This window comes from Streptomyces sp. NBC_00236 (genome assembly GCF_036195045.1).
In the GTDB taxonomy this organism is placed as follows: Bacteria; Actinomycetota; Actinomycetes; order Streptomycetales; family Streptomycetaceae; genus Streptomyces.
The window spans coordinates 1,236,130-1,258,061 of sequence record NZ_CP108100.1; the positions used below are offsets into that span (position 1 = coordinate 1,236,130).

23 protein-coding genes are annotated in these 21,932 nt (G+C 71.1%); 6 read left to right on the forward strand and 17 right to left on the reverse strand.

From position 1 onward, the window contains the following. Positions 1-105: 105 nt before the first annotated feature. From OG446_RS05390 to OG446_RS05405, 4 genes are all read right to left on the reverse strand, one after another. Positions 106-783, reverse strand: a complete 678-nt coding sequence (locus tag OG446_RS05390) for a GNAT family N-acetyltransferase (RefSeq protein WP_328892942.1) — start codon at positions 781-783, stop codon at positions 106-108. Positions 784-884: 101 nt separating this feature from the next. Next, a complete protein-coding gene (locus OG446_RS05395; protein WP_328892943.1) occupies positions 885-1,751 on the reverse strand; it encodes a MetQ/NlpA family ABC transporter substrate-binding protein in 867 nt (288 codons plus the stop codon). A gap of 73 nt (positions 1,752-1,824) precedes the next feature. Continuing rightward, positions 1,825-2,496 (reverse strand): methionine ABC transporter permease, encoded by a 672-nt coding sequence (locus OG446_RS05400; protein WP_328892944.1) that lies wholly within the window; start codon positions 2,494-2,496, stop codon positions 1,825-1,827. Next, on the reverse strand, positions 2,493-3,551 hold the full coding sequence (locus tag OG446_RS05405) for a methionine ABC transporter ATP-binding protein (protein ID WP_328892945.1): 1,059 nt from the start codon (positions 3,549-3,551) through the stop codon (positions 2,493-2,495). Before OG446_RS05405 ends, OG446_RS05400 begins: the two co-directional genes overlap by 4 nt. A gap of 679 nt (positions 3,552-4,230) precedes the next feature. Here OG446_RS05405 and OG446_RS05410 point away from each other — a divergent pair. Together OG446_RS05410 and OG446_RS05415 are read left to right on the forward strand one after the other, a co-directional pair. Then, entirely contained in the window at positions 4,231-4,590 is a 360-nt protein-coding gene (locus tag OG446_RS05410) for a hypothetical protein (RefSeq protein WP_148016225.1), read from the forward strand. A gap of 2 nt (positions 4,591-4,592) precedes the next feature. Further along, on the forward strand, positions 4,593-5,030 hold the full coding sequence (locus OG446_RS05415) for a hypothetical protein (protein ID WP_328892946.1): 438 nt from the start codon (positions 4,593-4,595) through the stop codon (positions 5,028-5,030). A 58-nt stretch (positions 5,031-5,088) separates the two neighbouring features. Here the strand turns inward: OG446_RS05415 and OG446_RS05420 are convergent, their stop codons facing one another. The 3 genes from OG446_RS05420 to OG446_RS05430 form a co-directional block, all read right to left on the reverse strand. Beyond that, the gene (locus tag OG446_RS05420; RefSeq protein ID WP_328898200.1) at positions 5,089-5,592 is read right to left on the reverse strand and encodes a GNAT family N-acetyltransferase; all 504 of its coding nucleotides are present in this window, start codon (positions 5,590-5,592) and stop codon (positions 5,089-5,091) included. Positions 5,593-5,629: 37 nt separating this feature from the next. Then, positions 5,630-6,196: a sigma-70 family RNA polymerase sigma factor gene (locus OG446_RS05425; protein WP_328892947.1), complete on the reverse strand. Its 567-nt coding sequence runs from the start codon at positions 6,194-6,196 to the stop codon at positions 5,630-5,632. A gap of 107 nt (positions 6,197-6,303) precedes the next feature. Then, positions 6,304-7,470 (reverse strand): glycerophosphodiester phosphodiesterase, encoded by a 1,167-nt coding sequence (locus OG446_RS05430; RefSeq protein ID WP_328892948.1) that lies wholly within the window; start codon positions 7,468-7,470, stop codon positions 6,304-6,306. A 234-nt stretch (positions 7,471-7,704) separates the two neighbouring features. Between OG446_RS05430 and OG446_RS05435 the strand changes: the two genes are divergently transcribed. Next, positions 7,705-8,376 (forward strand): lysophospholipid acyltransferase family protein, encoded by a 672-nt coding sequence (locus tag OG446_RS05435; RefSeq protein ID WP_328892949.1) that lies wholly within the window; start codon positions 7,705-7,707, stop codon positions 8,374-8,376. Positions 8,377-8,461: 85 nt separating this feature from the next. On the opposite strand, the gene OG446_RS05440 is transcribed toward OG446_RS05435, so the two are convergent. Both OG446_RS05440 and OG446_RS05445 read right to left on the reverse strand, forming a co-directional pair. Then, a complete protein-coding gene (locus tag OG446_RS05440) occupies positions 8,462-10,006 on the reverse strand; it encodes an MFS transporter (protein ID WP_328892950.1) in 1,545 nt (514 codons plus the stop codon). Further along, the gene (locus tag OG446_RS05445; protein ID WP_328892951.1) at positions 10,003-10,554 is read right to left on the reverse strand and encodes a TetR/AcrR family transcriptional regulator; all 552 of its coding nucleotides are present in this window, start codon (positions 10,552-10,554) and stop codon (positions 10,003-10,005) included. Before OG446_RS05445 ends, OG446_RS05440 begins: the two co-directional genes overlap by 4 nt. Positions 10,555-10,639: 85 nt before the next feature. Here OG446_RS05445 and OG446_RS05450 point away from each other — a divergent pair, with 85 nt between their 5' ends. Continuing rightward, positions 10,640-11,164 (forward strand): HAD domain-containing protein, encoded by a 525-nt coding sequence (locus OG446_RS05450; RefSeq protein WP_328892952.1) that lies wholly within the window; start codon positions 10,640-10,642, stop codon positions 11,162-11,164. A 21-nt stretch (positions 11,165-11,185) separates the two neighbouring features. Here OG446_RS05450 and OG446_RS05455 read toward each other — a convergent pair whose 3' ends face one another. From OG446_RS05455 to argH, 3 genes are all read right to left on the reverse strand, one after another. After that, positions 11,186-12,076 (reverse strand): sigma-70 family RNA polymerase sigma factor, encoded by an 891-nt coding sequence (locus OG446_RS05455; protein ID WP_328892953.1) that lies wholly within the window; start codon positions 12,074-12,076, stop codon positions 11,186-11,188. 78 nt (positions 12,077-12,154) lie between these two features. Next, positions 12,155-13,126 carry an aldo/keto reductase gene (locus tag OG446_RS05460; RefSeq protein ID WP_328892954.1) on the reverse strand — a complete coding sequence of 324 codons (972 nt, stop codon included), beginning with the start codon at positions 13,124-13,126 and terminating at the stop codon, positions 12,155-12,157. Positions 13,127-13,191: 65 nt separating this feature from the next. Next, on the reverse strand, positions 13,192-14,625 hold the full coding sequence (gene argH, locus OG446_RS05465) for an argininosuccinate lyase (protein ID WP_328892955.1): 1,434 nt from the start codon (positions 14,623-14,625) through the stop codon (positions 13,192-13,194). A gap of 262 nt (positions 14,626-14,887) precedes the next feature. On the opposite strand from argH, the gene OG446_RS05470 reads away from it, so the two are divergent. Then, on the forward strand, positions 14,888-16,108 hold the full coding sequence (locus tag OG446_RS05470; RefSeq protein WP_328892956.1) for a hypothetical protein: 1,221 nt from the start codon (positions 14,888-14,890) through the stop codon (positions 16,106-16,108). A gap of 243 nt (positions 16,109-16,351) precedes the next feature. Beyond that, positions 16,352-17,056, forward strand: a complete 705-nt coding sequence (locus OG446_RS05475) for a L,D-transpeptidase family protein (protein ID WP_328892957.1) — start codon at positions 16,352-16,354, stop codon at positions 17,054-17,056. A gap of 7 nt (positions 17,057-17,063) precedes the next feature. On the opposite strand, the gene OG446_RS05480 is transcribed toward OG446_RS05475, so the two are convergent. From OG446_RS05480 to argC, 5 genes are read right to left on the reverse strand one after another with little or no spacing between them, the layout of a single operon-like run. Further along, positions 17,064-17,600 (reverse strand): arginine repressor, encoded by a 537-nt coding sequence (locus OG446_RS05480; RefSeq protein WP_328892958.1) that lies wholly within the window; start codon positions 17,598-17,600, stop codon positions 17,064-17,066. Positions 17,601-17,610: 10 nt separating this feature from the next. Next, the gene (locus OG446_RS05485; RefSeq protein WP_328892959.1) at positions 17,611-18,822 is read right to left on the reverse strand and encodes an acetylornithine transaminase; all 1,212 of its coding nucleotides are present in this window, start codon (positions 18,820-18,822) and stop codon (positions 17,611-17,613) included. Then, positions 18,819-19,721 carry an acetylglutamate kinase gene (gene argB / locus OG446_RS05490; protein ID WP_073737466.1) on the reverse strand — a complete coding sequence of 301 codons (903 nt, stop codon included), beginning with the start codon at positions 19,719-19,721 and terminating at the stop codon, positions 18,819-18,821. Before argB ends, OG446_RS05485 begins: the two co-directional genes overlap by 4 nt. Continuing rightward, a complete protein-coding gene (gene argJ / locus OG446_RS05495; RefSeq protein ID WP_328892960.1) occupies positions 19,718-20,872 on the reverse strand; it encodes a bifunctional glutamate N-acetyltransferase/amino-acid acetyltransferase ArgJ in 1,155 nt (384 codons plus the stop codon). The genes argB and argJ overlap by 4 nt, the downstream gene beginning before the upstream one ends. Then, a complete protein-coding gene (gene argC, locus OG446_RS05500) occupies positions 20,869-21,897 on the reverse strand; it encodes an N-acetyl-gamma-glutamyl-phosphate reductase (RefSeq protein ID WP_328892961.1) in 1,029 nt (342 codons plus the stop codon). Before argC ends, argJ begins: the two co-directional genes overlap by 4 nt. Between the last annotated feature and the right edge of the window lie 35 nt (positions 21,898-21,932).

Here is a 21,932-nt window from a genome sequence, read left to right on the forward strand (position 1 = left end):
GGAGTTGTCGCAGGTGGGGCTGGTTGCCCGGGGTGGGGCAGGGTGAGGCTACCTGGTCCGGACCAGTGCGGTGTCGGTGCCCCGGGGGCGTCTGCCCGGCCGCTCTCAGTTCCAGTCGTTGTAGGTGCCGTAGCCACCCGCGTCGGCGAGCTCTTCGGCCACCCCTTCGAGGTCCTCGGGGAGCAGGCCCCAGACGATCAGATCGGTCCTGATGTCGGTCCATCCTCCGTCCTCGGTCTGTGAGCGGGCTATGCGGGCGTTGCGCAGGACGCCCTCGCTGATGCAGCCGAGCTTCTGCGCGACCTGCTGGGAGGCGGTGTTGTCGGCGGCGGTACGCAGTTCGATGCGCTCGAAGGCCTGGTCGCGGAAGAGCCACTGGGCCAGGGCCAGGACCGACTCGGTGGCGTAGCCCTCGCCCCGCGCCCACGGGGCGGTGATGTAGGCGGCCTCGGTGGCGCGGGTGCGCCAGTCGGTGTTGCGCAGCCGGACCGAACCGACCAGGCGTTGGGTGAGGAACTCGGTGACGGCGAGCACGATGCCGTCGCCCTTGGTGCGCTGTGCGGGAGCGATCCTGCGGACCCAGCGTTCGGCGTCGACCTGGGTGTAGGGGTAGGGCGCCTCGGTCCAGGCGACGACGAGTTCGTCGTTCATCATCTCGATGTACGCGGGGACGTCCGCCATGTCGAACGGGCGCAGCACCAACCGGTCCGTGCTGATGGAGATGTCCGGAAAGGTGGAAGTCATGCGCAGCTCCATGCCGAAGACCGTGTAAAGGCACAGCATGCAGCATCGGACGGACCTTGTGCATGGCCGGGTCGGCACGGCTGAGCCCCGCGCACCCGGGCGGGGTGTGCGGGGCTCCGTGGGCAAGTGCCGTGCCGGGGTCAGGACTTGGCTGCGGCCCCGAAGGCCGGGATGACCGAGCCCTGGTAGGTGTCCTCGATGAACTTCTTGACCTCGTCGGAGTGCAGGAGCTTCACGAGCTTCTCGACGCGGGCGTCCTTCTCGTTGCCCTTCTTCACGGCGATGATGTTGGCGTACGGGTTGCCGTCGGCCTTCTCCAGCACCAGGGCGTCCGTGGCGGGCTTGAGGTCGGCCTCGATGGCGTAGTTGCCGTTGATGACGGCGGCGTCCACGTCGTTCAGGGCGCGGGGGACGGTTGCGGCCTCCAGTTCCTTGAACTCCAGGCCCTTCTTGTCGGTGATGTCGCTCAGCTTGGCGCTGGTGCCGACGCCGTCCTTGAGGGTGATCAGGCCGTTCTCGGCGAGGAGCTGGAGCGCGCGGCCCTCGTTGGTGGTGTCGTTCGGCACGGCGACGGTCTGGCCGGACTTGATGTCACCCAGGTCCTTGACCTTCTTGGAGTAGAGGCCGAGGGGCTCCAGGTGCACGGTGCCGACGGAGACCAGGTGCGTGTCGTTCTTCTTGTTGAAGTCGTCCAGGTAGGGCTGGTGCTGGAAGAAGTTGGCGTCGACCTGACCGGTCTCGGTGGCGGTGTTCGGCAGGACGTAGTCCGTGAACTCCTTGACCTCCAGCTTGAGGCCGGCCTTCGCCGCCAGGTTCTTCTTGACGAAGCCCAGGATGTCGGCGTGCGGCGTCGGGGACGCGGCGACGACGAGGGCCTTGGATGTGTCGGCATTGGCGCCGGTGCCGGACTTGGACGCCGGGTCGGAGTCCGTACCGCAGGCGGTGAGGCCGAAGGCGAGAGCGGCGGTGGCGGCGGCAGCAGCGGTGATCTTGATGTTCTTACGCACGAAGAGTGCCTCTTTCAGGTGGTGATGGTGGTACGCCCGGACAAGGAGTGCGGGCTCGTGGAGGAGAGAAGTCTCAGGAGGTGGTGCGGCCGCGGCGGGCCAGCAGGCGTACGGCTCCGTCGCCGATCAGCTGGATCACCGTGACGATGACGACCAGCAGCACGACGGTGATGAGCATGAACTGGTTGTCGAAGCGCTGGAATCCGTAGGTGACGGCCTTGGAGCCGAGTCCTTCGCCGCCGACCGCTCCGGCCATCGCGGAGTAGCCGATGAGCACGATGACGGTGGTGGTGACGCCGGAGACGAGGGACGGCAGGGCCTGCGGGAGGAGGACCTTGCGGACGATCGTCGGGATGGAGCCGCCCATGGACTGGACCGCTTCGACGAGCCCGTGGTCGACCTCGCGGACCGCCGTCTCGACGAGCCGGGCGAAGAACGGGACGGCACCGACGGCGAGTGGCACGATCATCGCGGTCGGACCGATGAACGTACCCACGACCCAGGTGGTGAAGGGGATCAGGGCGATCAGCAGGATGATGAACGGCAGCGAGCGGCCGATGTTCACGATCACGCCGATGACCTTGTTCACCGGGGTGTTCTGCAGCAGTCCGCCCTTGTCGGTGAGGACGAGCAGAACCCCGAGCGGCAGTCCGACCAGGACGGTGACGACGGCGGACCACAGGACCATGTACAGGGTGTCGACGGTGCCCTGGGTCAGCAGCGGCTGCATTTCGGACCAGGTCACTTCGCCACCTCCTTGGTGAGCGGTGCGGGGATGATGACGGGTTCTGCCTCGGGGCCGTCGACGACCTCGGCCTGCAGTCCCTGCTCGCGCAGGAAGCCGATCGGGACGACGTTCTCCTCGAACCGGCCGGGCAGCTCGATGCGCATCCGGCCGATCTGCTTGCCGCCTACGGTGTCCATCGCGGCACCCAGGATCGAGATGTCGATGTTGTACGTACGGGAGAGCTGCGAGATCACCGGCCGGCCGGCCGCGTCGCCGTGGAAGGTGACGTCGACGACCGTGCGGTCGGGGCCGGAGGCGGTGCCGCCGACCGGGAACAGCTCGTGGGCGAGGGCGGAGCCGGGGGTGGCGAGCAGGTCGCCGACGGTTCCGGACTCGACGATGCGCCCCTTCTGCATCAGCGCGGCGGAGTCGCAGATCGTCTTGACGACGTCCATCTCGTGCGTGATGAGCAGGACCGTGAGACCGAGCTGCTGGTTGAGGTCGCGCAGCAGCTGGAGGATGGAGCGGGTGGTCTCGGGGTCCAGGGCCGAGGTCGCCTCGTCGGAGAGCAGCACCTTGGGGTCGCCGGCGAGTGCGCGGGCGATGCCGACGCGCTGCTTCTGGCCGCCGGAGAGCTGGCCCGGGTAGGCCTTGGCCTTGTCGGCGAGGCCGACCAGGTCGAGGAGTTCGAGCGCCTTGCGGGACCGTTCGCGGCCGGTGACTCCGAGGATCTCCAGCGGGAGCTCCACATTGCCCTGGACGGTGCGGGAGGCCAGCAGGTTGAAGTGCTGGAAGACCATGCCGATGCGGCTGCGCGCCTCGCGCAGTTCCTTGCCGGCGCGGCGGCCGCGGCCGGCGAGCGCGGTGAGGTCCTGGCCCGCGACGGTCACGGTGCCGGAAGTGGGGCGCTCCAGCAGGTTGACGCAGCGGATGAGGGACGATTTTCCGGCGCCGCTCTGCCCGATGACGCCGTACACCTCGCCCTCGCGGACGTGCAGGTCGACGCCGTCCAGGGCGGTGACCTCACGGCCGCGCGACTGGTAGACCTTCGTGAGGCCCGTAGTGGTGATCACAGGGTTTCCGTCACTGTCGAGTGCGCGGCGCGGTGTCCGCCGGGCACGGGGAAGTCGTCCGATGAGGCTGTCCGGACGTTTCGATCGGACGTGGCGAGCGGGATCCCGGCACGGCCGGGCACGGCGGTGGCCGCGGGGCAACGTGCTGGAAGGGCGCGTTCCGCTGGGTGCGGACGGCTCCGGCTCGGTCTCGCTTCGGGGCGCGAGGCTCAGGTGTGGGCCCTCAGAAGGCGCGCATTCGACACATACAACGAGCACCGGGCGTCGTGATCGCCTCGGTCGCAAGGATGCGGCTGCTCGTCGTGGTCATGGGCCAAGTAAAACAGACGTGAGGTTCACGCCGAACCGGCTGTCCGAATAGCGGACGGCCGTGGATGGTGCGGTGTCGTCGCCCGGCGGGCCCGGACGACCTCCGCCCGCAACGCTGTGACCTGCACCGATGCTGGGGGTGAGTGGGTACCGGTACCGGCCCTCGGCGGCCCGGGCCACGAGGAGGTGTGGCCAAGGCCACGACCTCGGCCCCGGCCGTCCGGACCTGCGCGGGGCCCGGTACGGAGCCGTGCGGGGCCCGGTACGGCTCCGTACGGGACCGCCGTACCCCTCACCACTCCGGCCGGCAGCGGCGGGCGGGCACGGGGGCGCACGCAACGGCCCCGGCGGACCGTAATACCCTCGGCTCATGCTTGACGCCCTGACGATCGCGGTCGGCGTGGCCGCCCTCGCCCTCGCCGCCTGGTGCGGATTCGCCGCCTACCGGGACCAGCCGACCAAGGACTGGCACTTCATCGGGATGGCCGTGGTCACCCTGCTGGCGCTGTCCCAGCTGGTGGTGGGGATCGTGCAGCTGGCCCGCGGTGAGCGGCCGGAACAGGGCATGACGATCTTCATCGCGTACCTGATCGGGGCCTTCCTCGCCGTACCGGCGGCGGGCTTCCTGTCGCTGAGCGAGCGGACCCGGTGGGGTTCGGTGACGGTGGCGGCGGGCGCGGTCGTGCTGGCCGTTCTCGAAGTACGGCTCTACGACATCTGGGGAAACTGACCGTGACCGACACCGATCGCACCCCCGCAGCGGCAGCCGGAGAGAAGCCGCCTTTCGACCTGGGCACGGGTCCCGGGCGGGTACTGGTCTGGTTCTACGGCGTGTTCACCGTGGCGGCGGCCTCCCGGGCGATCGTCCAGATGATCCTGGACTTCGGGAAGGCCCCGCTGTCCTACGTGCTGTCGGCCGCCGCGGCGGCGGTCTACGGCTTCATCACCTACTCGCTGGTGCGCGGGGGCGAGAAGGCGCGACGGACGGCGCTGGTGTGCTGCGCCGCCGAGCTCGTCGGAGTGCTGATCGTGGGTACGTGGACGCTGGTCGAGCCTTCGGCGTTCTCGGACGCCACGGTCTGGTCGTACTTCGGCCGGGACTACCTGTTCATCCCGGTGATCCTGCCGGTCACCGGGATGATGTGGCTGCGCCGCGCCCGGACCGCGTAACTCCTGGGGTTTTCCGGCGGATCGGGCGCGGCCCCGGCCGTGATCCGCCGGACAGCCCCTAAGCGCTCTTCACATAGGCGGGCGCCGATGCCTCCTTCTCCAGGAGGATCATCCGGACGCCGTCCTGACCGGTGGCGTCGCCGACGGGGGCGTAGCCCGCGCGCCGGTAGAGCCGCAGATTGCCTTCGCTCCGGTGCCCGGTGTGCAGCCGGAAGCGGGTGGCCGACCGCTGGTCGGCCAGTCCGGCCTCCGCAGCGCCCAGCAGACGGGCGCCGAGACCGTGCCCCTGGAGCCGGGGGTGGACGCAGAGCTTTCCGATCTGCCCGGTACCTTCCTGGTCCGCCGACCCGCGTACCGAACCGACGACTTCCTCGCCGAGCCGTGCCACGAACACGAGGTTCGTGGCGATTTCGGCGCGTACCGAGTCGAGGGTCTGGACGAGGGGGTCGATCCGGTAGTTCCCGTACAGCTCCGCCTCACTCTGAAAACAGAGGTACTGGAGTTTCAAGACCTGTTCGGCGTCCTGTGCCTTCGCCGCCGAGATGATCACGCTCATGCCCATCTGCGCATGCCTCTCGCTCACCTGATCCGCCGGTTGTCTACCGCTCCTTTCCCCGCAGTTCAGGAGCTACAACCTCCGCCGCCAGCATTCTGCGCAGACATCCAAGGCATCGGGAACGGATCGGGCCCAAACTCCCCTGTGACATACCCAACTCCCCTGCGATTTCCCGGTAGGTGGGATCGGACGGGGCAAGGAGCGCGCGCAGTAAGCGGGCGCAGGGGCCGGGGAGCCGGTCCACCGCGGCGTGCAGCATCCGGCGCTGGTCGGCTCCGAGGGCGGCGCGCTCCGGGCCGCCGGAGAGGTCGGCGGTCCTCTCGTCGCGGTAGGGGCGCTCGCGCCGGGCGGTGCGGCGGGCCCGGCGGGCCTCCGCCCTGACGGTGTCCCGCACCCAGCGGGCGGTGTCCGGGGGCGGTCCCTGACCGGCCGGCCGCTCCAGCAGCCGCAGCCAGACGGCCTGTTCGAGGTCGGCGGGGTCGACGGCCGCGCCGGTGGCGGAGGCCGCCGCTTCCGCCCTCGCCTCGGCTCTGACCAGGGGATACAAGGTACGGACGAGGGTCGCGGCGCCCTGCGCGGGCAGGGTGTGCGGAAGATCGAGAAGCGTCATGCCCCCACCCGATCGGCAATACCGCCGGCCGGCCGCCGAACCTGCCGGGACCACCCGACCGGGGCACGCCCCGGCCGGGTGCTGACGACGCGGCTCCCGGAGGGGCGCTACTTGCCGGCGAAGTCCGCCGCCGCGAGCAGGGCCGTGTCCGGGTTGTCGGAGAAGATCCCGTCGATTCCCGTGGCGAAGTACGCCGCGAAGGCGCCGAAGGCGTCCCCGTAGGCGTTGGGGTCCGTGCCCCGGCGGAAGTCGGCGGGCAGGAAGGTGTTCTCGTTGCGCATCGTGTACGGGTGCAGGATCAGGCCCTGCGCGTGCGCGTCCCGCACCAGGGCGGTGGGCGTGGTGAGCCGGCCGGAGGCGTCCTTGGGGATGATCAGGTCCAGGGTGGGGCCGATGCCCTGCGCGAAGGACGCCATCCACTTCAGGCCTGCGGGCTTCACCAGGTCGTCGGTGGTGCGCGGGTCGCCGGACGCCACGAAGTCCCAGGGCTTGGAGCCGGCGCCGGAGAGCAGTACGACGCGCGGAGTGGCGACGAGCTTCGACAGCCGCTGGACGCTGCCGGGTTCGAAGGACTGGAGGATGAGCGGTGACTGGGCACGGTGCCGGTTGTAGCGGCGCAGCAACTTGGCGAGCGGCTCCTCCAGGCCGAGGCCCAGGCCGCGGAAGTAGGTGGGGTGCTTGGTCTCGACGTACAGCCAGACGGGCTTTCCGCGCTTGCGGCCCTCACGGTCGGCCCAGCGCAGGACCTCATCGAAGGTGGGGACCTCCCAGCGGCCGTCGTACAGCGTGTTCTTCTGCCGGTTGCCGGGGATGCGCTCCTTGGCCCGCAGCGTCTTCAGCTCGGCGAGGGTGAAGTCCTCGGTGAACCAGCCGGTCAGGGAGACGCCGTCGACCTTCTTCGTCGTCCGGCGGCTCGCGAACTCGGGGTGGGCGGCGACATCGGTCGTGGCAGTGATGTCGTTCTCGTGGCGGCATACGAGATGGCCGTCCCTGGTCGGCACCAGGTCCTGCTCGATGATGTGCGCGCCCATGTCGAGGGCCAGCTGGTAGGAGCCGAGCGTGTGCTCGGGACGGTATCCGCTGGTGCCGCGGTGTCCGATGACGGTGGGCACCGGCAGGTCGAGGCGGCGGCCGCCGTGGCCGCCGGACTTCGCCTCGGACCTGCCTGCCGCCTGCGCCGTTCCGGTGACGCCGAGGGCGGCGGTGCCGAGTACGGCGGCCCCCACGCCCATGACGGTCCGTCGTCCGGGACTGGCCTGCGCACGCTCTGTCATGAATGCTCCTCGCATGTGATGTCCGGCACCTGTCGGGCGATGACCGAGCGTAGGCAGCGGCGCGGTCCGGACGGCGCCATCCGGGCGAACATGGCGCAAACACACGTCAACACTGCGTATCCACTGAGTGAACCCGATGTGCGATCAGCGAGTACCCGCGAGTATCGTCCTCACCTGCATGGACCCTCACCATCCGTCGCCTCGGCCGGCCCGGCCACTACACCGGAGGAACCGTTGTCCCGACTCGCACTCATCAAGGCAGTGCTCGGACCGATCCTGCGTCTGATGTTCCGTCCGCGGATGGAGGGCATCGAGAACATTCCGGGTTCCGGGCCGGTGATCCTGGCGGGCAACCACCTGACGTTCATCGACTCGATGATCATGCCGATCTGCTGCGACCGTCCGGTGTTCTTCATCGGCAAGGACGAGTACGTCACGGGCAAGGGGATCAAGGGCCGGCTGATGGCCTGGTTCTTCACGGGTGTCGGCATGATCCCGGTGGACCGGGACGGCGGCCGCGGCGGTGTCGCGGCGCTGATGACGGGCCGCCGGATCCTGGAGGAGGGCAACGCCTTCGCGATCTACCCCGAGGGCACCCGCTCCCCCGACGGCCGCCTCTACCGGGGCCGTACGGGCATCGCGCGCCTGACGCTGATGACGGGGGCTCCGGTGGTGCCGTTCGCGATGATCGGTACGGACAAGCTGCAGCCGGGCGGCTCCGGTCTGCCGCGGCCGGGCAAGGTCACGGTCCGCTTCGGTGAGCCGATGGAGTTCTCGCGCTACGAGGGCATGGACCGCGACCGCTATGTGCTGCGGGCGGTGACCGACTCCGTGATGGCCGAGGTGATGCGGCTGTCCGGCCAGGAGTACGTCGACATGTATGCCACGAAGGCCAAGGCCGCCTGAGCCCGAAGCCCGACGGCACGGCACACGAGAACACAGGAAGGGCCCGTACCCCGGTCGGCGGTACGGGCCCTTCCGTGTGCCCGCGTCAGTCGTGCACGATGCCTTCCTCCAGCTCCTGGCCGCGCAGCAGGAACCAGGCGGCGACCGCCGTCGCCATCAGCACCACCGCGCCGATGGCGGAGGCGGCCCCCAGCCCGTCGACGAAGGCCTCCTGAGCGGCGGAGACCAGGGTCGTCGCCTGCTGTTCGGGCAGCGCCTCGGCCGCCTCGACCGCGCCGCCCAGCGACTCGTGGGCGGCCGCCGCGATGTCGGGCGGGGTTCCGGCAGGGGCGTTGAAGTCCTGGTACACCCCGGTGACGATGGAGCCGAGCAGCGCGATGCCGAGGGCTGCTCCCAGCTCGTACGCCGTCTCGGAGACCGCGGACGCGGAGCCGGCGTGCTCCTTCGGGACGCTGGAGAGGATCACGTCGGAGGTGACCGTGAAGGCGAAGCCCGCCCCCACGCCGACGACCAGCAGGAGCGCGCCGATCAGCGGATAGGCGGTGTCCTTGTGGACGGCGGAGACGGCGGCCAGTGACAGGCCGATCCCGGCGAGGCCGCCGGTCACCACGACGCGTACGGAGAAGCGGCGGGCGGTGGTCCCTGCCAGCAGACCCGCCGTGACCGCGCCGACCGCGGCGGGAAGCTCGGCGAGCCCGGCCTCCAGCGGGCCGCGCCCCTGGACCAGTTGCAGGAACTGGGAGAGGAAGAAGACGAGGCCGGAGAGGCCGAGGATGGTCAGCAGGTCGGCGAGCACCGCGCCGGAGAATCCCCGGTGGTGGAAGAGCCGCATGTCGAGCAGCGGGGCGGGCAGCCGGAACTGCCGGCGTACGAACCAGATGAGCAGCGCCAGGCCGCCGAGGCCCGAGAGGGCGACCTCCCAGCTTCCGCCGTGGGCGGCGAGTTCCTTGATGGCGTAGACGACCCCGATCATGCCGACCAGGGAGAGGGCCACGCTCAGCAGGTCCCAGGGCCCGGGTGCGGGGTTCTTCGATTCGGGGATCATCTTGATGCCGACGACGACGAGCACCGCCATGACCGGCAGGTTGATCAGGAAGACCGATCCCCACCAGAAGTGCTCCAGCAGGAATCCTCCGACGACGGGACCGACGGCCGCGCCCGCCGAGGCCATCGCGCCCCAGATGCCGATGGCGAGGCTGCGCTCCCGTGCGTCGTGGAAGAGGTTGCGGATCAGGGCGAGGGTGGACGGCATCAGGGTGGCTCCCGCCACGCCCAGCAGGGCCCGCGCCAGGATCATCATCTCGGGCGTGTGCGCGTACGCGTTGAGCACCGAGACCGCGCCGAAGGCGGTGGCACCGCACAGCAGCAGCTTCTTGCGGCCGATGCGGTCACCGAGGCTGCCCATCGAGACCAGGAGCCCGGCGATGACGAAGGAGTAGACGTCGCCGATCCAGAGCAGTTGGGTGCCGGTCGGTTCGAGGTCCTCGCTGAGGAACGGGGTCGCGAGGCCCAGCACGGTCGCATCGACGGCCACCAGGAGCACGGCGAGCACGAGCACGGCCAGCGCGATCCACCGCCCGGGGCGGTAGAGCTCGGGCGCGGGCTCCGGTTGCTGTTCCATGCTGCTCATTGCTCCACGCTCCGGCGTGCGCCGCCGAGCAGCAACTCGACGATCATGTACGCGAAGTCCTGTCCGGCCACCCGGCCCGCCTGAACGGCCCATGCGGCGCTGCTGATGAGCCCGTAGAGCGCTTCGGTCAGCCAGGCCGGGGTCAGGTCGATGCGGATCTCGCCGCGCTCCTGGCCGCGCCGGAAGAACGCGGCGACCCGGGCGTCCAGCCGGTCCCAGCCGTCGTTCTGTCCGTCGCCCTCGAAGAGCTGATTCTCGGTCACGAGGAAGGAGAGGAGCCCGGCGCTGGGCTCGATCGCGTCGACGAACCTGCGCAGCGCCTCCTGCGAGGTGCCCTCGTCCAGCACCGCGGCGTCGAGGGCGGCTTCGAACTCCTGGATCCCCAGCTCCTCCAACGCCCTGACCAGGGCGTCCCGTCCGGCGAAGTGCCGGTGCAGGGTGGCGCGGCCGATTCCGGCCGCTCTGGCCACCTCGTCCATGGTGGCCGTCGATTTGCGGGTCAGCAGGGCGGCGGCGCTGCGCAGCACCTGCTCACGATCAAGAGTCATGAGACGACACTAACCCACATGAGACGTAAATGTCTCACTGGAAAGGGGCTCGCGCCGCTCGCCGTGCGCGGAGGACCATGTCCGCATGAAGCCGCTGCTGCTGATCGACATCGACGGCCCGCTCAATCCGTACGCAGCGCTCTCCCGCCGCCGCACGCCGGAGGGATACACCAGGCACCGCATGCGGCCGACAGGGTGGACCGACGGCCCGGCCCTGCCCGTTCTGCTCAACCCGGAGCACGGCGGGGAGCTGCTCGCGCTGGCCGGCCGCTACGAGCTGATCTGGGCGACCACCTGGAAGGACGAGGCGAACGAGTGGATCGGGCCGCGTCTGGGGCTGCCTCGGCTGCCGTACATCGACTGGCCGGACATGCACGGCGCCGCACCGGCCGGGACGTACTGGAAGACGCAGTACGTCGTGGAGTACGCGGCCGGGCGGCCGTTCGCCTGGGTCGACGACGAGATCACCGACCGGGACCGGGCCTGGGTCGCCGAGCAGGGGGCGGGCGGCGAGAGCCTGCTGCTGACGACGGATCCGCGGATCGGCCTGGTGCGGGCCGACTTCGACGCGCTGGCCGCGTGGGCGGACGGCCGGGGAACGGCCGGCTGACCGCCCCCCGCCGCCCTGCGCTCAGTCGCCGAGGAGGACCAGGTCGAGCCCGGGCAGCCGCGCCGGGTCGTTGATCACGAACAGCTCGACGACCCTTCCGCGTTCGATCGTGAACCGCATGACCGAGAAGCGCTGTCCCTCCACCTCCGAGACGACCGCCGGGGCGCCGTCGAGCAGGGCGAACCGCGCCGACCGGCCGTACGGGGCGAACATGATGGCCTGCCTGGCCACGTTCGCGGCCCCGCGCACGAGCGAGGCCGCTCCGGCCGCCCCTTCGGACCGGGCCACTACATCCGGGTCGAGCACGGCGACGAGCGCGTCGAAGTCACCGCTGCGGGCGGCGGCGAGGAACGCGTCGACGACCTCCCGCCGGCGCGCCGCGTCCGGGTCGGGAACCGGGTCCGCGCCCTGGACCCGGCGGCGGGCCCGGCTGGCGAGCTGGCGGGCGGCGGCCGGGGTGCGGTCCACGATCCGGGCGATCTCGTCGAAGGGCACCGCGAACATGTCGTGCAGCACGAAGGCCAGGCGCTCGGCCGGTTCCAGCGTCTCGAGCACGACGAGCAGGGCGAGGCCCACCGAGTCGGCCATCAGCGCCTGCTGCTCCGGGTCGGCGCCGGACTGCGGGCCCAGGGTACGGCCGGGCACGTCGGCCTCCGGCGCGCCGGTCTCCAGGGGTTCCTCGCGGCGGGAGCGGCGCGAGCGCAGGATGTCCAGGCAGACCCGGCCGACCACGGTGGTCAGCCAGCCGCCCAGGTTGCCGATCGCCGCGCTGTCGGAACGGCCGAGACGGATCCATGCCTCCTGGACGGCGTCCTCCGCCTCGCTGTCGGAGCCGAGCATCCGGTAGGCCACAGCCTTGAGGCGGGCCCGGTTCTCCTCGAAGCGTGCCGCCAGGAAATCGTTTCCGTCCACAGCCGTCCTCCTGCGTCGTGTGCCGTCACCACACTGACGTACGGGATCCGTCCGATGTGACAGAAGTGCGGGGAGGGCTCAGCTCCACGGGAGCGACGCACGGTGCCGCCAGTACGCCTCCGGCTCCTCGACCAGCGCGTCCAGGCGCGCCCTGCGTTCCTCGTCGAGGTCGAGGACGGCCGCGTGGAGGTTGCCGGCGAGCTGGGTGACGGTCGCCGCTCCGGAGAGCACGACCCCGGCCCACGGCTGGTGCAGCACCAGCGCCAGGGCGACCGCGTCACTGCCCAGCCCTTCCTCGGCGGCGATCTCCCGCATCACGGCGGGCGCCTCCGTCCCCGCGAGGCGGCCGTTGGCCATGGCTTCCTTGACGATGACGGTGAGCCCGGCGGCATGGGCCTCGGCGAGCGCCGGTCCGGCCGAGGTCTCCAGTGCGTTGTAGGTGGCCTGGACGGTACGGAAGAGGGGTTCGCCGTCCACCGTGACGGCGAGGGCGGCGCGGATCGCCTCGGCCTGGGCCGGTCCGCTGGTGGAGAGGCCGACGCTGACCCCTTCGGCGGCGAGCGCGGCGAGCCGGGCGTGCAGTTCCTTGTCGGTGAGCGCCGGGCTGTCGGGGGTCACCGAGTGGATCTGGTAGAGGTCGAGCCGGTCGCCGAGCAACTCGCGGGTCTCGGCGCGCTGGCGCAGATACGTGGCGAGGGTGTGGTCCTTGACCTCGTGCGCCTCGGCGTCGACGCTCCAGTCGGCGGTGTAGGTGTAGCCCCACTTGCTCCCGATGACGACGTCACCGACCTCGGGCCGCGCGGTCAGCCAGTCGCCGAGGAACTCCTCGGAGCGGCCGTAGGAACGGGCGGCGTCGAAGTACCGGACGCCCTGCGCGTAGGCCGCGTCCAGGAGTTCGTGCGTCCGGGCGCGCAGCTCGTCGACGGTCCGCTCGCCGGGCAGGTCGCGGTCGCGATGGAGATTGATGTAGCCGGGCCTGCCGACCGCTGCCAGGCCGAGCCCGATGTGAGCGGTCGGGGTGGTCGCTGTGGTCAGTCGGGCGAACGGCATCGCGGGCTCCTCGTCGTCGGCAGGAATCTCCCCTACCCCCAACGTAGCCCGCGATGCACCCGCGGCTACTTGCCGGCGGCCGCCCAGGCGTGCTGGGCCGCCAGGTCCGCCTTGAGCTCGGCCAGCTGGACGGCGACGGCCGAGGGAGCCGTACCGCCGCGCCCGTTGCGGGAGGCGAGCGCACCGGCCACGTTGAGGACCGTGCGGACCTCGGGGGTGAGGTGCTCGGAGATCTTCGCGAACTGCTCGTCGGTCAGCTCGTCGAGCTCGATGCCATGGCTCTCGCACTCCTTGACGCACTCACCGGCGACCTCGTGGGCGACCCGGAACGGCACGCCCTTCTTGACCAGCCACTCGGCGATGTCGGTGGCGAGCGAGAACCCGGCCGGGGCCAGCTCCTCCATGCGCGCGCGGTTGACGGTGAGGGTGGCCATCATGCCGGTGAAGGCGGGGAGCAGGACCTCGAGCTGGTCGCAGGAGTCGAAGACCGGCTCCTTGTCCTCCTGGAGGTCACGGTTGTACGCGAGCGGCAGGGCCTTGAGCGTGGCCATGAGGCCGGTCAGGTTGCCGATGAGCCGCCCGGACTTGCCCCGCGCCAGTTCGGCGATGTCCGGGTTCTTCTTCTGCGGCATGATCGAGGAGCCGGTGGAGAAGGCGTCGTGGAGGGTGACGAAGGAGAACTCCTTCGTGTTCCAGATGATGATCTCCTCGGCGATCCGAGAGAGGTTGACGCCGATCATCGCGGTGATGAAGGCGAACTCGGCGACGAAGTCCCGCGAGGCCGTTCCGTCGATGGAGTTGCCCACCGAACCGTGCTCGAAGCCGAGGTCGGCCGCGACCGCCTCGGGGTCGAGCCCGAGCGAGGAACCGGCGAGGGCTCCGGAGCCGTACGGGGACACCGCGGTCCGCTCGTCCCACTGCCGCAGCCGCTCAGCGTCCCGGGACAGGGACTGCACATGCGCCAGGACGTGGTGGGCGAAGAGGACCGGCTGGGCGTGCTGGAGGTGCGTACGGCCGGGCATGGCCACATCCGGGTGGGCCTCGGCGAGGCCGACCAGGGCGTCCTGGAGCTCGGCGATCAGACCGCCGATGATGCGGGCGTGGTCACGCAGGTACATCCGGAAGAGCGTGGCGATCTGGTCGTTGCGGGACCGTCCGGCACGCAGCTTGCCGCCGAGGTCGGGGCCGAGCCGCTCCAGGAGCCCGCGCTCCAGAGCGGTGTGCACGTCCTCGTCGGCGATGGTGCCGGTGAAGGAGCCGTCCGCGACGTCGGCTTCCAGCTGGTCGAGCCCGGCGGTCATCCGCTGCAGCTCGTCCTCGGTGAGCAGGCCCGCCTTGTTGAGGACGCGCGCGTGGGCGCGGGAGCCGGCGATGTCGTACGGCGCGAGCCGCCAGTCGAAGTGGACGGACGCGGACAGCCTGGCCAGCGCCTCGGCCGGACCGTCCGCGAAGCGGGCGCCCCAGAGACGTACGTCGCCGTTGCCGTTGCCGTTGCTCACTGCGTGCTCCTCGGAAGAACCAGGGGGTTGGACGGGCGACCGCCGGCCCGCGCGAGTGCGACCCACCCGGTCACGGATGCCTGCTCACGGCGCGGCCCACGGTGCAGCCACTGCCGCAATCACTATCAGGCATAACTATGTGGTCCTCTGTATGTTTTGTCAAAGCTGGCGGGCCGGGACAGCGCCGCCGCCGGATAAAACGCGGGCGCCGCTGCGCCGTCCCCGCTACGGTCTGCATCTTCGGCACACCCAGGGGGGGACCATGAACGACGCCTCGACCGCGGCGCGGCAACTGGCCGGCGGCGCGTCCCTGAACGAGGCGCTCGGACACTCCGCAGCGGAATGCTGGCCGGCGCTCGACCGCGCGATACGTGATCTGCCGCCCCAGGACCTCGGAAGCTACGTCGCACCGGCCGGCCGGTGGTTGCAGTGGCACTGGAACGCACCGATGCCGTCCCTGCGGCGGAGCGGCAACCGCTGGGCCGAATCGGAATCGGCGACCGTCATCGCCCTGTGCCACCACGACGGGTGGGTCCGTGCGGCGGCCCTCGACCTGACGCCCGACTCCCCCGCCCTGCTGCCGCTCCTGATCGTGCGGTGCACGGACTGGGCGGCTCCGGTACGCGATCGGGCCCGGGCGCTGCTGTCGGAGGTGCCGGCGCCCGCACTCGCGGCGTGCGCCGAACTGGTCCTGCTGCTGGCCCGGCGCGAGCAGGGCCGGTTCACGGTGGACCTGCTCGACCGGGGACTGCGTGAAGGGCCCGCCGCCCAGGCGGAGGCCCTGCTGACGAGCGAGGACCGCGCCACCCGCCGGCTCGCCCACCGCATCGCGCTCGACCGCGGGCTCCTCGCGCCGGGCCGGCTGGCCCGCCTGGCCGCGGGTTCCGGCGACGCGTCCTTGCAGGACCTCTGCGCGGACGCGGCCATCGCGTCGATGCGGGACGAGGACCACGACGACGTGCTCGGCGTCCTGCTGACGGCCAGGAACGGGCGCGTGCGGGCGGCGGGTGTCACCGCGCTGCGGCGCACCGGGCGGCACGACGAGGCGCGGGCCTGGCTCACGGACCGTTCGGGAGTCGTACGGGCCTGCGCCCGGTACGTACTGCGACAGGGCGGGACCGAACCGCTGCCGTTGTACCGGGCGATGTGCACCGGCGAGGTCACCGAGCCGGGTGCCGCCGCGGGACTCGGCGAATGCGGTGACCGTTCGGACGCGGAGACGCTGTGGGCCCTGGTGCACCATCCCGCCGCGGCCGTGCGCGTCCACGCGGTCACCGGATTGCGGGCCCTCGATGCCGTGACGCGGGCCGGGCTGGCCCCGCTGATCGACGACCCGTCATCAGCGGTGGTCAGGGCGGCCACCCGGGCCCTGCTGCCCCACGCGGCCGGCCTCTCCCGGGAATGGCTGTCCGAGCGGAACGCGCCGGACCGGTCGCGGGCGGTGCGGGTGGCGGCGCAGCGGCTGCTCCGGGCAGCGGGGTAGGCGTCCCACCGGCTGGAACCCTGAGCGGCTGGGCCGTACGGAGCAGGCCGGCAGGTGGCCGGGGGGCGGCCGGTCTACGGTCCGGGCATGCGCAGACTTGGACCGACCGGCACATGGGGGGTGGCGTCGCGGGGCTGGGCACGCGCATCTGCCGCGTTGTCGTCAATCACCATGGCTCCGCCATGCCTCAATCCTCCGCCTTGCAGCTGCACGCACCCGGCCCCGCTCCTTCGCCCACCCCCCATGTGCCGGTCGGTCCTGGTCACCGGTTCGGTCCTGCTCGCTCTCGCCGGCCTCGTCGGGGCCCGTCCCCCGGTGGCGGCGCCCTTGCCGTGGCGGCTGGCCGACACGGGCGGCGGCAGCCAGCTGATCACGGCCGAGGCGCCCGGTACCGCCTCCACCACGGGCACGGTCACCTGGTGGAGTCTGCGGGGCGGCCGCTGGGTGGCGGCCGGGTCGGCGCCCGCGCGGTTCGGGGCCAACGGGCTGGCGGAGGGGGCTTCGCGCAAGCAGGGCACGAACACGACGCCTACGGGGCTGTACGAACTGCCGTACGCGTTCGGGGTCGAGGCGGCCCGGCCCGGGACGCGCTATCCGTACCGCCGGGTCGGCGACCGGTCGTGGTGGTGCCAGGACAACGCGGCGCGCGCCTACAACCGGTGGGTGGAGCCGCGTCCCGCCGACTGCCGGGCGGACGAGGCCGAGCACCTGATCACGTACCCGACGCAGTACGCGCGGGCCCTCGTCATCGGCTTCAACTACGTCCGGCCGGTACGGGGCCGGGGCGCCGGGATCTTTCTGCATGTCAACGGACGCGGCGCGACCGCCGGCTGTGTCTCCGTGCCGGCGGCCGCGATGGACCGGATCCTGACCTGGGCCGATCCGGCCCGCCGTCCGCACATCGCGATCGGGACCCGCTCGGGTCCGACCGCGATCACCCGGTACTGACCGCTCGTCAGCGGTCGTTCTGGGCGAGCCGCAGCAGGTGGTCGGCGAGCGCCTGTCCGCCGGCCGGGTCGCGGCTGATCAGCATGAGGGTGTCGTCACCCGCGATGGTGCCGAGGATGTCGTGCAGTTCGGCCTGGTCGATCGCCGAGGCGAGGAACTGGGCCGCGCCCGGAGGCGTACGCAGCACGACGAGGTTGGCAGAGGCCTCCGCCGAGATCAGCAGTTCGGCGGAGAGACGGCGCATCCGCTCCTCCTTGGCGGAGCCGCCCAGCGGTGCGTGCGGGGTACGGAATCCGCCCTCGCTCGGCACCGCGTAGATCAGCTCGCCGCCGGTGTTGCGGATCTTCACCGCGCCCAGCTCGTCCAGGTCCCGGGAGAGCGTCGCCTGGGTGACGCTCAGCCCGTCATCGCTGAGGAGCTTGGCCAGCTGGCTCTGCGAACGCACCGGCTGCCGGTTCAGGATGTCCACGATCCGGCGGTGGCGTGCGGTGCGGGTCTGCGGCACGGACGGCCCGCCGTGCTCGGATTCCTGCGCCTCGGTCATCGTCGTCGCCTCATTCTCCGGTGTGTCCCTCTCCGGATCGTCCGTCCCCGTAAGCCGCGTCGAGAGCGCCGGGCAGTGCCTGGAGGAACGCGTCCACGTCCGCCTCACCGATGATCAGCGGCGGCATCAGCCGTACGACATCGGGGGCGGGTGCGTTCACCAGGAGTCCGGCTCCCTGAGCCGCCTGCTGCACCTGGGGTGCGAGGGGCTCGGTGAGCACGATACCCAGCAGCAGGCCGGAGCCCCGGACGTGGGAGACCAGGGGGTGCCCCAGGCCCTCCACACCGTCGCGGATCCTCTCGCCGAGCCGCTTCACGTTGTCCAGCGCACCGTCGGCGGCCAGGGTGTCCAGGACCGCGAGACCGGCGGCGCAGGCGACGGGGTTGCCGCCGAACGTCGTGCCGTGATGGCCGGGCGCGAGCAGCTCGGCGGTTTCGCCGAACGCCACCGTGGCGCCGATCGGCAGTCCGCCGCCCAGCCCCTTGGCGAGCGTGACGAGGTCGGGCTCCACGCCCTGGTGCTGCTGGTACTCGAACCAGGTACCGCACCGGCCGATGCCGGTCTGGACCTCGTCGAGGACCAGCAGGGTGCCGGTGGCGCGGGTGATCTCCCGGGCCGCCTCCAGATAGCCCTTGGGCGGCACGACCACGCCGTTCTCGCCCTGGATCGGCTCGATGATCAGCAGCGCGGTGTCGGTGGTCACCGCGGCCCGCAGCGCCTCGACGTCCCCGTACGGGACGTGCGTGACATCACCGGGCAGCGGGACGAACGGATCGCGCTTCTTCGGCTGGCCGGTGAGCGCGAGGGCGCCCATGGTCCGGCCGTGGAAGCCGCCGTCGGTGGCCACCATGTGGGTACGTCCGGTCAGCCGACCGATCTTGAACGCGGCCTCGTTGGCCTCGGCGCCCGAGTTGCAGAAGTAGACCTTGCCGGTGCGTCCGAAGAGCTGGAGCAGCCGTTCGGCGAGCGCGACGGGCGGCTCGGCGATGAAGAGGTTGGAGACGTGGCCGAGGGAGGCGATCTGGGTGGAGACCGCCTCGACGACCGCGGGGTGGGCGTGGCCCAGGGCGTTCACCGCGATGCCGCCGACGAAGTCGAGGTACCGGGTGCCGTCGGCGTCCCACACATGGGCGCCTTCGCCGCGGACGAGCGACAGCTTCGGGGTGCCGTAGTTGTCCATCAGCGCGTGCTGCCACCGCTGCGAGAGCTCGGCGTTGGTCATGCTTCCCCCTGTGCGTCGGGCACGACCATCGTGCCGATTCCTTCGTCGGTGAAGATCTCCAGCAGGATCGAGTGCTGGACCCGGCCGTCGATGACGCGGGCCGTCTCCACGCCGTTGCGCACGGCGTGCAGGCAGCCCTGCATCTTGGGCACCATGCCGCTGGAGAGTTCCGGCAGGAGCTTCTCCAGCTCGGTGGCGGTGAGGCGGCTGATCACGTCGTCGCTGTTGGGCCAGTCCTCGTACAGGCCCTCGACGTCGGTGAGGACCATCAGCGTCTCGGCGTTCAGCGCGGCGGCCAGGGCGGCGGCCGCGGTGTCGGCGTTGACGTTGTAGACGTGGTTGTCCTCCGCCGAGCGGGCGATGGAGGAGATGACCGGGATGCGGCCGTCGTCCAGCAGTGCCTGGATGGCCCCGGTGTCGATCGCGGTGATCTCGCCGACCCGGCCGATGTCCACGGCCTCGCCGTCGATCACGGGGCGGTGCTGGATCGCGGTGATGGTGTGGGCGTCCTCACCGGTCATGCCCACGGCCAGCGGCCCGTGCTGGTTCAGCAGACCGACGAGCTCGCGCTGGACCTGTCCGGCGAGCACCATCCGTACGACGTCCATCGCCTCGGGCGTGGTGACGCGCAGACCGGCCTTGAACTCGCTGACCAGGCCCTGCTTGTCGAGCTGGGCGCTGATCTGCGGCCCGCCGCCGTGCACGACGACGGGCTTGAGGCCGGCGTGCCGCAGGAAGACGACGTCCTGCGCGAAGGCGGCCTTCAGCTCCTCGTCGATCATGGCGTTGCCGCCGAACTTGATGACGACGGTCTTGCCGTTGTGCCGGGTCAGCCAGGGCAGCGCCTCGATGAGGATCTGCGCCTTCGGGAGTGCGGTGTGCTTCCGCGCGGTGGTCATGAGCTGTACGCGCTGTTCTCGTGGACGTAGTCCGCGGTGAGGTCGTTGGCCCAGATGACGGCCGACTCGGTGCCCGCGGCGAGGTCGGCGGTGATCTTGACCTCCCGGTAGCGCATGTCCACGAGGTCGCGGTCCTCGCCCACTCCCCCGTTCTTGCAGACCCAGACGCCGTTGATGGCGACGTTCAGCTCGTCCGGCTCGAAGGCCGCCTTCGTGGTGCCGATGGCGGACAGCACCCGGCCCCAGTTGGGGTCCTCGCCGTGGATGGCGCACTTGAGGAGGTTGTTACGGGCGATGGAGCGGCCCACCTCGACGGCGTCGTCCTCGGTCGCGGCGTTCACGACCTCGATCCGGATGTCCTTGGAGGCGCCCTCGGCGTCACCGATCAGCTGCCGGGCGAGGTCGTCGCAGACGGCCCGTACGGCCTCGGCGAACTCTCCCTGCTCCGGGGTGATGCCGCTCGCCCCGGAGGCCAGCAGGAGCACGGTGTCGTTGGTGGACATGCAGCCGTCGGAGTCGACCCGGTCGAACGTGGTCCGGGTGGCGTCGCGCAGCGCGGCGTCGAGTCCGGGGGCGGCGACGTCGGCGTCGGTCGTGAGGACGACGAGCATCGTGGCCAGGCCGGGGGCGAGCATGCCCGCGCCCTTGGCCATGCCGCCGACGGTCCAGCCCTCGCCGCCGGCGACGGCCGTCTTGTGGACGGTGTCGGTGGTCTTGATGGCGATGGCGGCCTTCTCGCCGCCGTGCTCGCTCAGGGCGGCCGCGGCCTTCTCGATGCCGGGCAGCAGCTTGTCCATGGGGAGCAGCAGGCCGATGAGGCCGGTCGAGGCGACGGCGATCTCACCGGCACTGTGGCCTTCGAGAACCTCGGCGGCCTTCTCGGCGGTGGCGTGGGTGTCCTGGAAGCCCTGCGGTCCCGTACAGGCGTTGGCTCCGCCGGAGTTGAGGACGACGGCGGAGACCTCGCCGCCCTTGAGCACCTGCTCCGACCAGAGGACGGGAGCGGCCTTGACACGGTTGGAGGTGAAGACGCCCGCGGCGGCGCGACGCGGACCGTTGTTGACCACGAGGGCCAGGTCCGGGTTGCCGCTCTCCTTGATTCCCGCGGCGATGCCCGCTGCGGAGAATCCCTGTGCTGCCGTGACGCTCACGGTGCCACTCCGATCGTGGAAAGTCCGGTGTCCTCGGGGAGTCCGAGGGCGATGTTCATGCTCTGCAGGGCCCCGCCCGCGGTGCCCTTGGCGAGGTTGTCGATGGCGCTGATCACGATGATCCGGCCGGCCGCCTCGTCGTACGCGACCTGGATCTGGACGGCGTTGGAGCCGTACACGGCGGCAGTCGCGGGCCACTGCCCCTCGGGGAGCAGGTCGACGAACGGCTCGTCCGCGTAGGCCTTCTCGTACGCGGCGCGCAGGGACTCGGCGCTGACGCCGGGCTTCGCCTTCGCGCTGCACGTGGCGAGGATGCCGCGGGGCATCGGGGCGAGGGTCGGGGTGAAGGACACGGTGACCGGTTCGGCCGCGGCGGCGCTGAGGTTCTGGATCATCTCGGGCGTGTGCCGGTGGACACCGCCGACGCCGTACGGCGACATGTTGCCCATGACCTCGGAGCCGAGCAGATGCGGCTTGGCCGCCTTGCCCGCGCCGGAGGTTCCGGAGGCGGCGACGATGACGGCCTCGGGCTCGGCGAGCTGGGCCGCGTACGCCGGGAAGAGCGCGAGCGAGACGGCCGTCGGGTAGCAGCCGGGCACCGCGATGCGCTTGCTCCCCGCCAGCGCCGCCCGTCCGCCGGGCAGTTCGGGCAGACCGTAGGGCCAGGTTCCGGCGTGCGGCGAGCCGTAGAACTTCTCCCAGTCCGCGGCGTCCTTGAGCCGGAAGTCGGCCCCCATGTCGACCACGAGCACCTCGTCACCGAGCTGCTCCGCGACGGCGGCGGACTGCCCGTGGGGCAGGGCGAGGAAGACCACGTCGTGCCCGGCGAGCACCTCGGCGGTGGTCGGCCGGAGCACCCGGCCGGCCAGCGGCCGCAGGTGCGGCTGCAGGGCGCCGAGCGGCTGGCCCGCGTTGGAGTTCGCTGTGAGGGCCCCGATCTCGACCTCGGGGTGGACCAGCAGAAGGCGGAGCAGCTCCCCGCCGGCGTATCCGCTCGCCCCTGCCACCGCTGCACGTACCACCATCGAAATCCTCCTCGTCGATGGCATGACTATACGCA

What these genes read in the sequence shown, in the direction of transcription:
- OG446_RS05475 (WP_328892957.1), top strand. Translation starts at nt 16,352, where the DNA reads ATGTGCCGGTCGGTCCTGGTCACCGGTTCGGTCCTGCTCGCTCTCGCC.
- OG446_RS05485 (WP_328892959.1), bottom strand. Translation starts at nt 18,822, where the DNA reads ATGACCAACGCCGAGCTCTCGCAGCGGTGGCAGCACGCGCTGATGGAC.
- OG446_RS05410 (WP_148016225.1), top strand. Translation starts at nt 4,231, where the DNA reads ATGCTTGACGCCCTGACGATCGCGGTCGGCGTGGCCGCCCTCGCCCTC.
- argB (WP_073737466.1), bottom strand. Translation starts at nt 19,721, where the DNA reads ATGACCACCGCGCGGAAGCACACCGCACTCCCGAAGGCGCAGATCCTC.
- OG446_RS05440 (WP_328892950.1), bottom strand. Translation starts at nt 10,006, where the DNA reads ATGAGCAGCATGGAACAGCAACCGGAGCCCGCGCCCGAGCTCTACCGC.
- OG446_RS05445 (WP_328892951.1), bottom strand. Translation starts at nt 10,554, where the DNA reads ATGACTCTTGATCGTGAGCAGGTGCTGCGCAGCGCCGCCGCCCTGCTG.
- OG446_RS05425 (WP_328892947.1), bottom strand. Translation starts at nt 6,196, where the DNA reads ATGACGCTTCTCGATCTTCCGCACACCCTGCCCGCGCAGGGCGCCGCG.
- OG446_RS05450 (WP_328892952.1), top strand. Translation starts at nt 10,640, where the DNA reads ATGAAGCCGCTGCTGCTGATCGACATCGACGGCCCGCTCAATCCGTAC.
- OG446_RS05480 (WP_328892958.1), bottom strand. Translation starts at nt 17,600, where the DNA reads ATGACCGAGGCGCAGGAATCCGAGCACGGCGGGCCGTCCGTGCCGCAG.
- OG446_RS05460 (WP_328892954.1), bottom strand. Translation starts at nt 13,126, where the DNA reads ATGCCGTTCGCCCGACTGACCACAGCGACCACCCCGACCGCTCACATC.
- OG446_RS05390 (WP_328892942.1), bottom strand. Translation starts at nt 783, where the DNA reads ATGCTGTGCCTTTACACGGTCTTCGGCATGGAGCTGCGCATGACTTCC.
- OG446_RS05430 (WP_328892948.1), bottom strand. Translation starts at nt 7,470, where the DNA reads ATGACAGAGCGTGCGCAGGCCAGTCCCGGACGACGGACCGTCATGGGC.
- OG446_RS05420 (WP_328898200.1), bottom strand. Translation starts at nt 5,592, where the DNA reads ATGGGCATGAGCGTGATCATCTCGGCGGCGAAGGCACAGGACGCCGAA.
- OG446_RS05470 (WP_328892956.1), top strand. Translation starts at nt 14,888, where the DNA reads ATGAACGACGCCTCGACCGCGGCGCGGCAACTGGCCGGCGGCGCGTCC.
- argC (WP_328892961.1), bottom strand. Translation starts at nt 21,897, where the DNA reads ATGGTGGTACGTGCAGCGGTGGCAGGGGCGAGCGGATACGCCGGCGGG.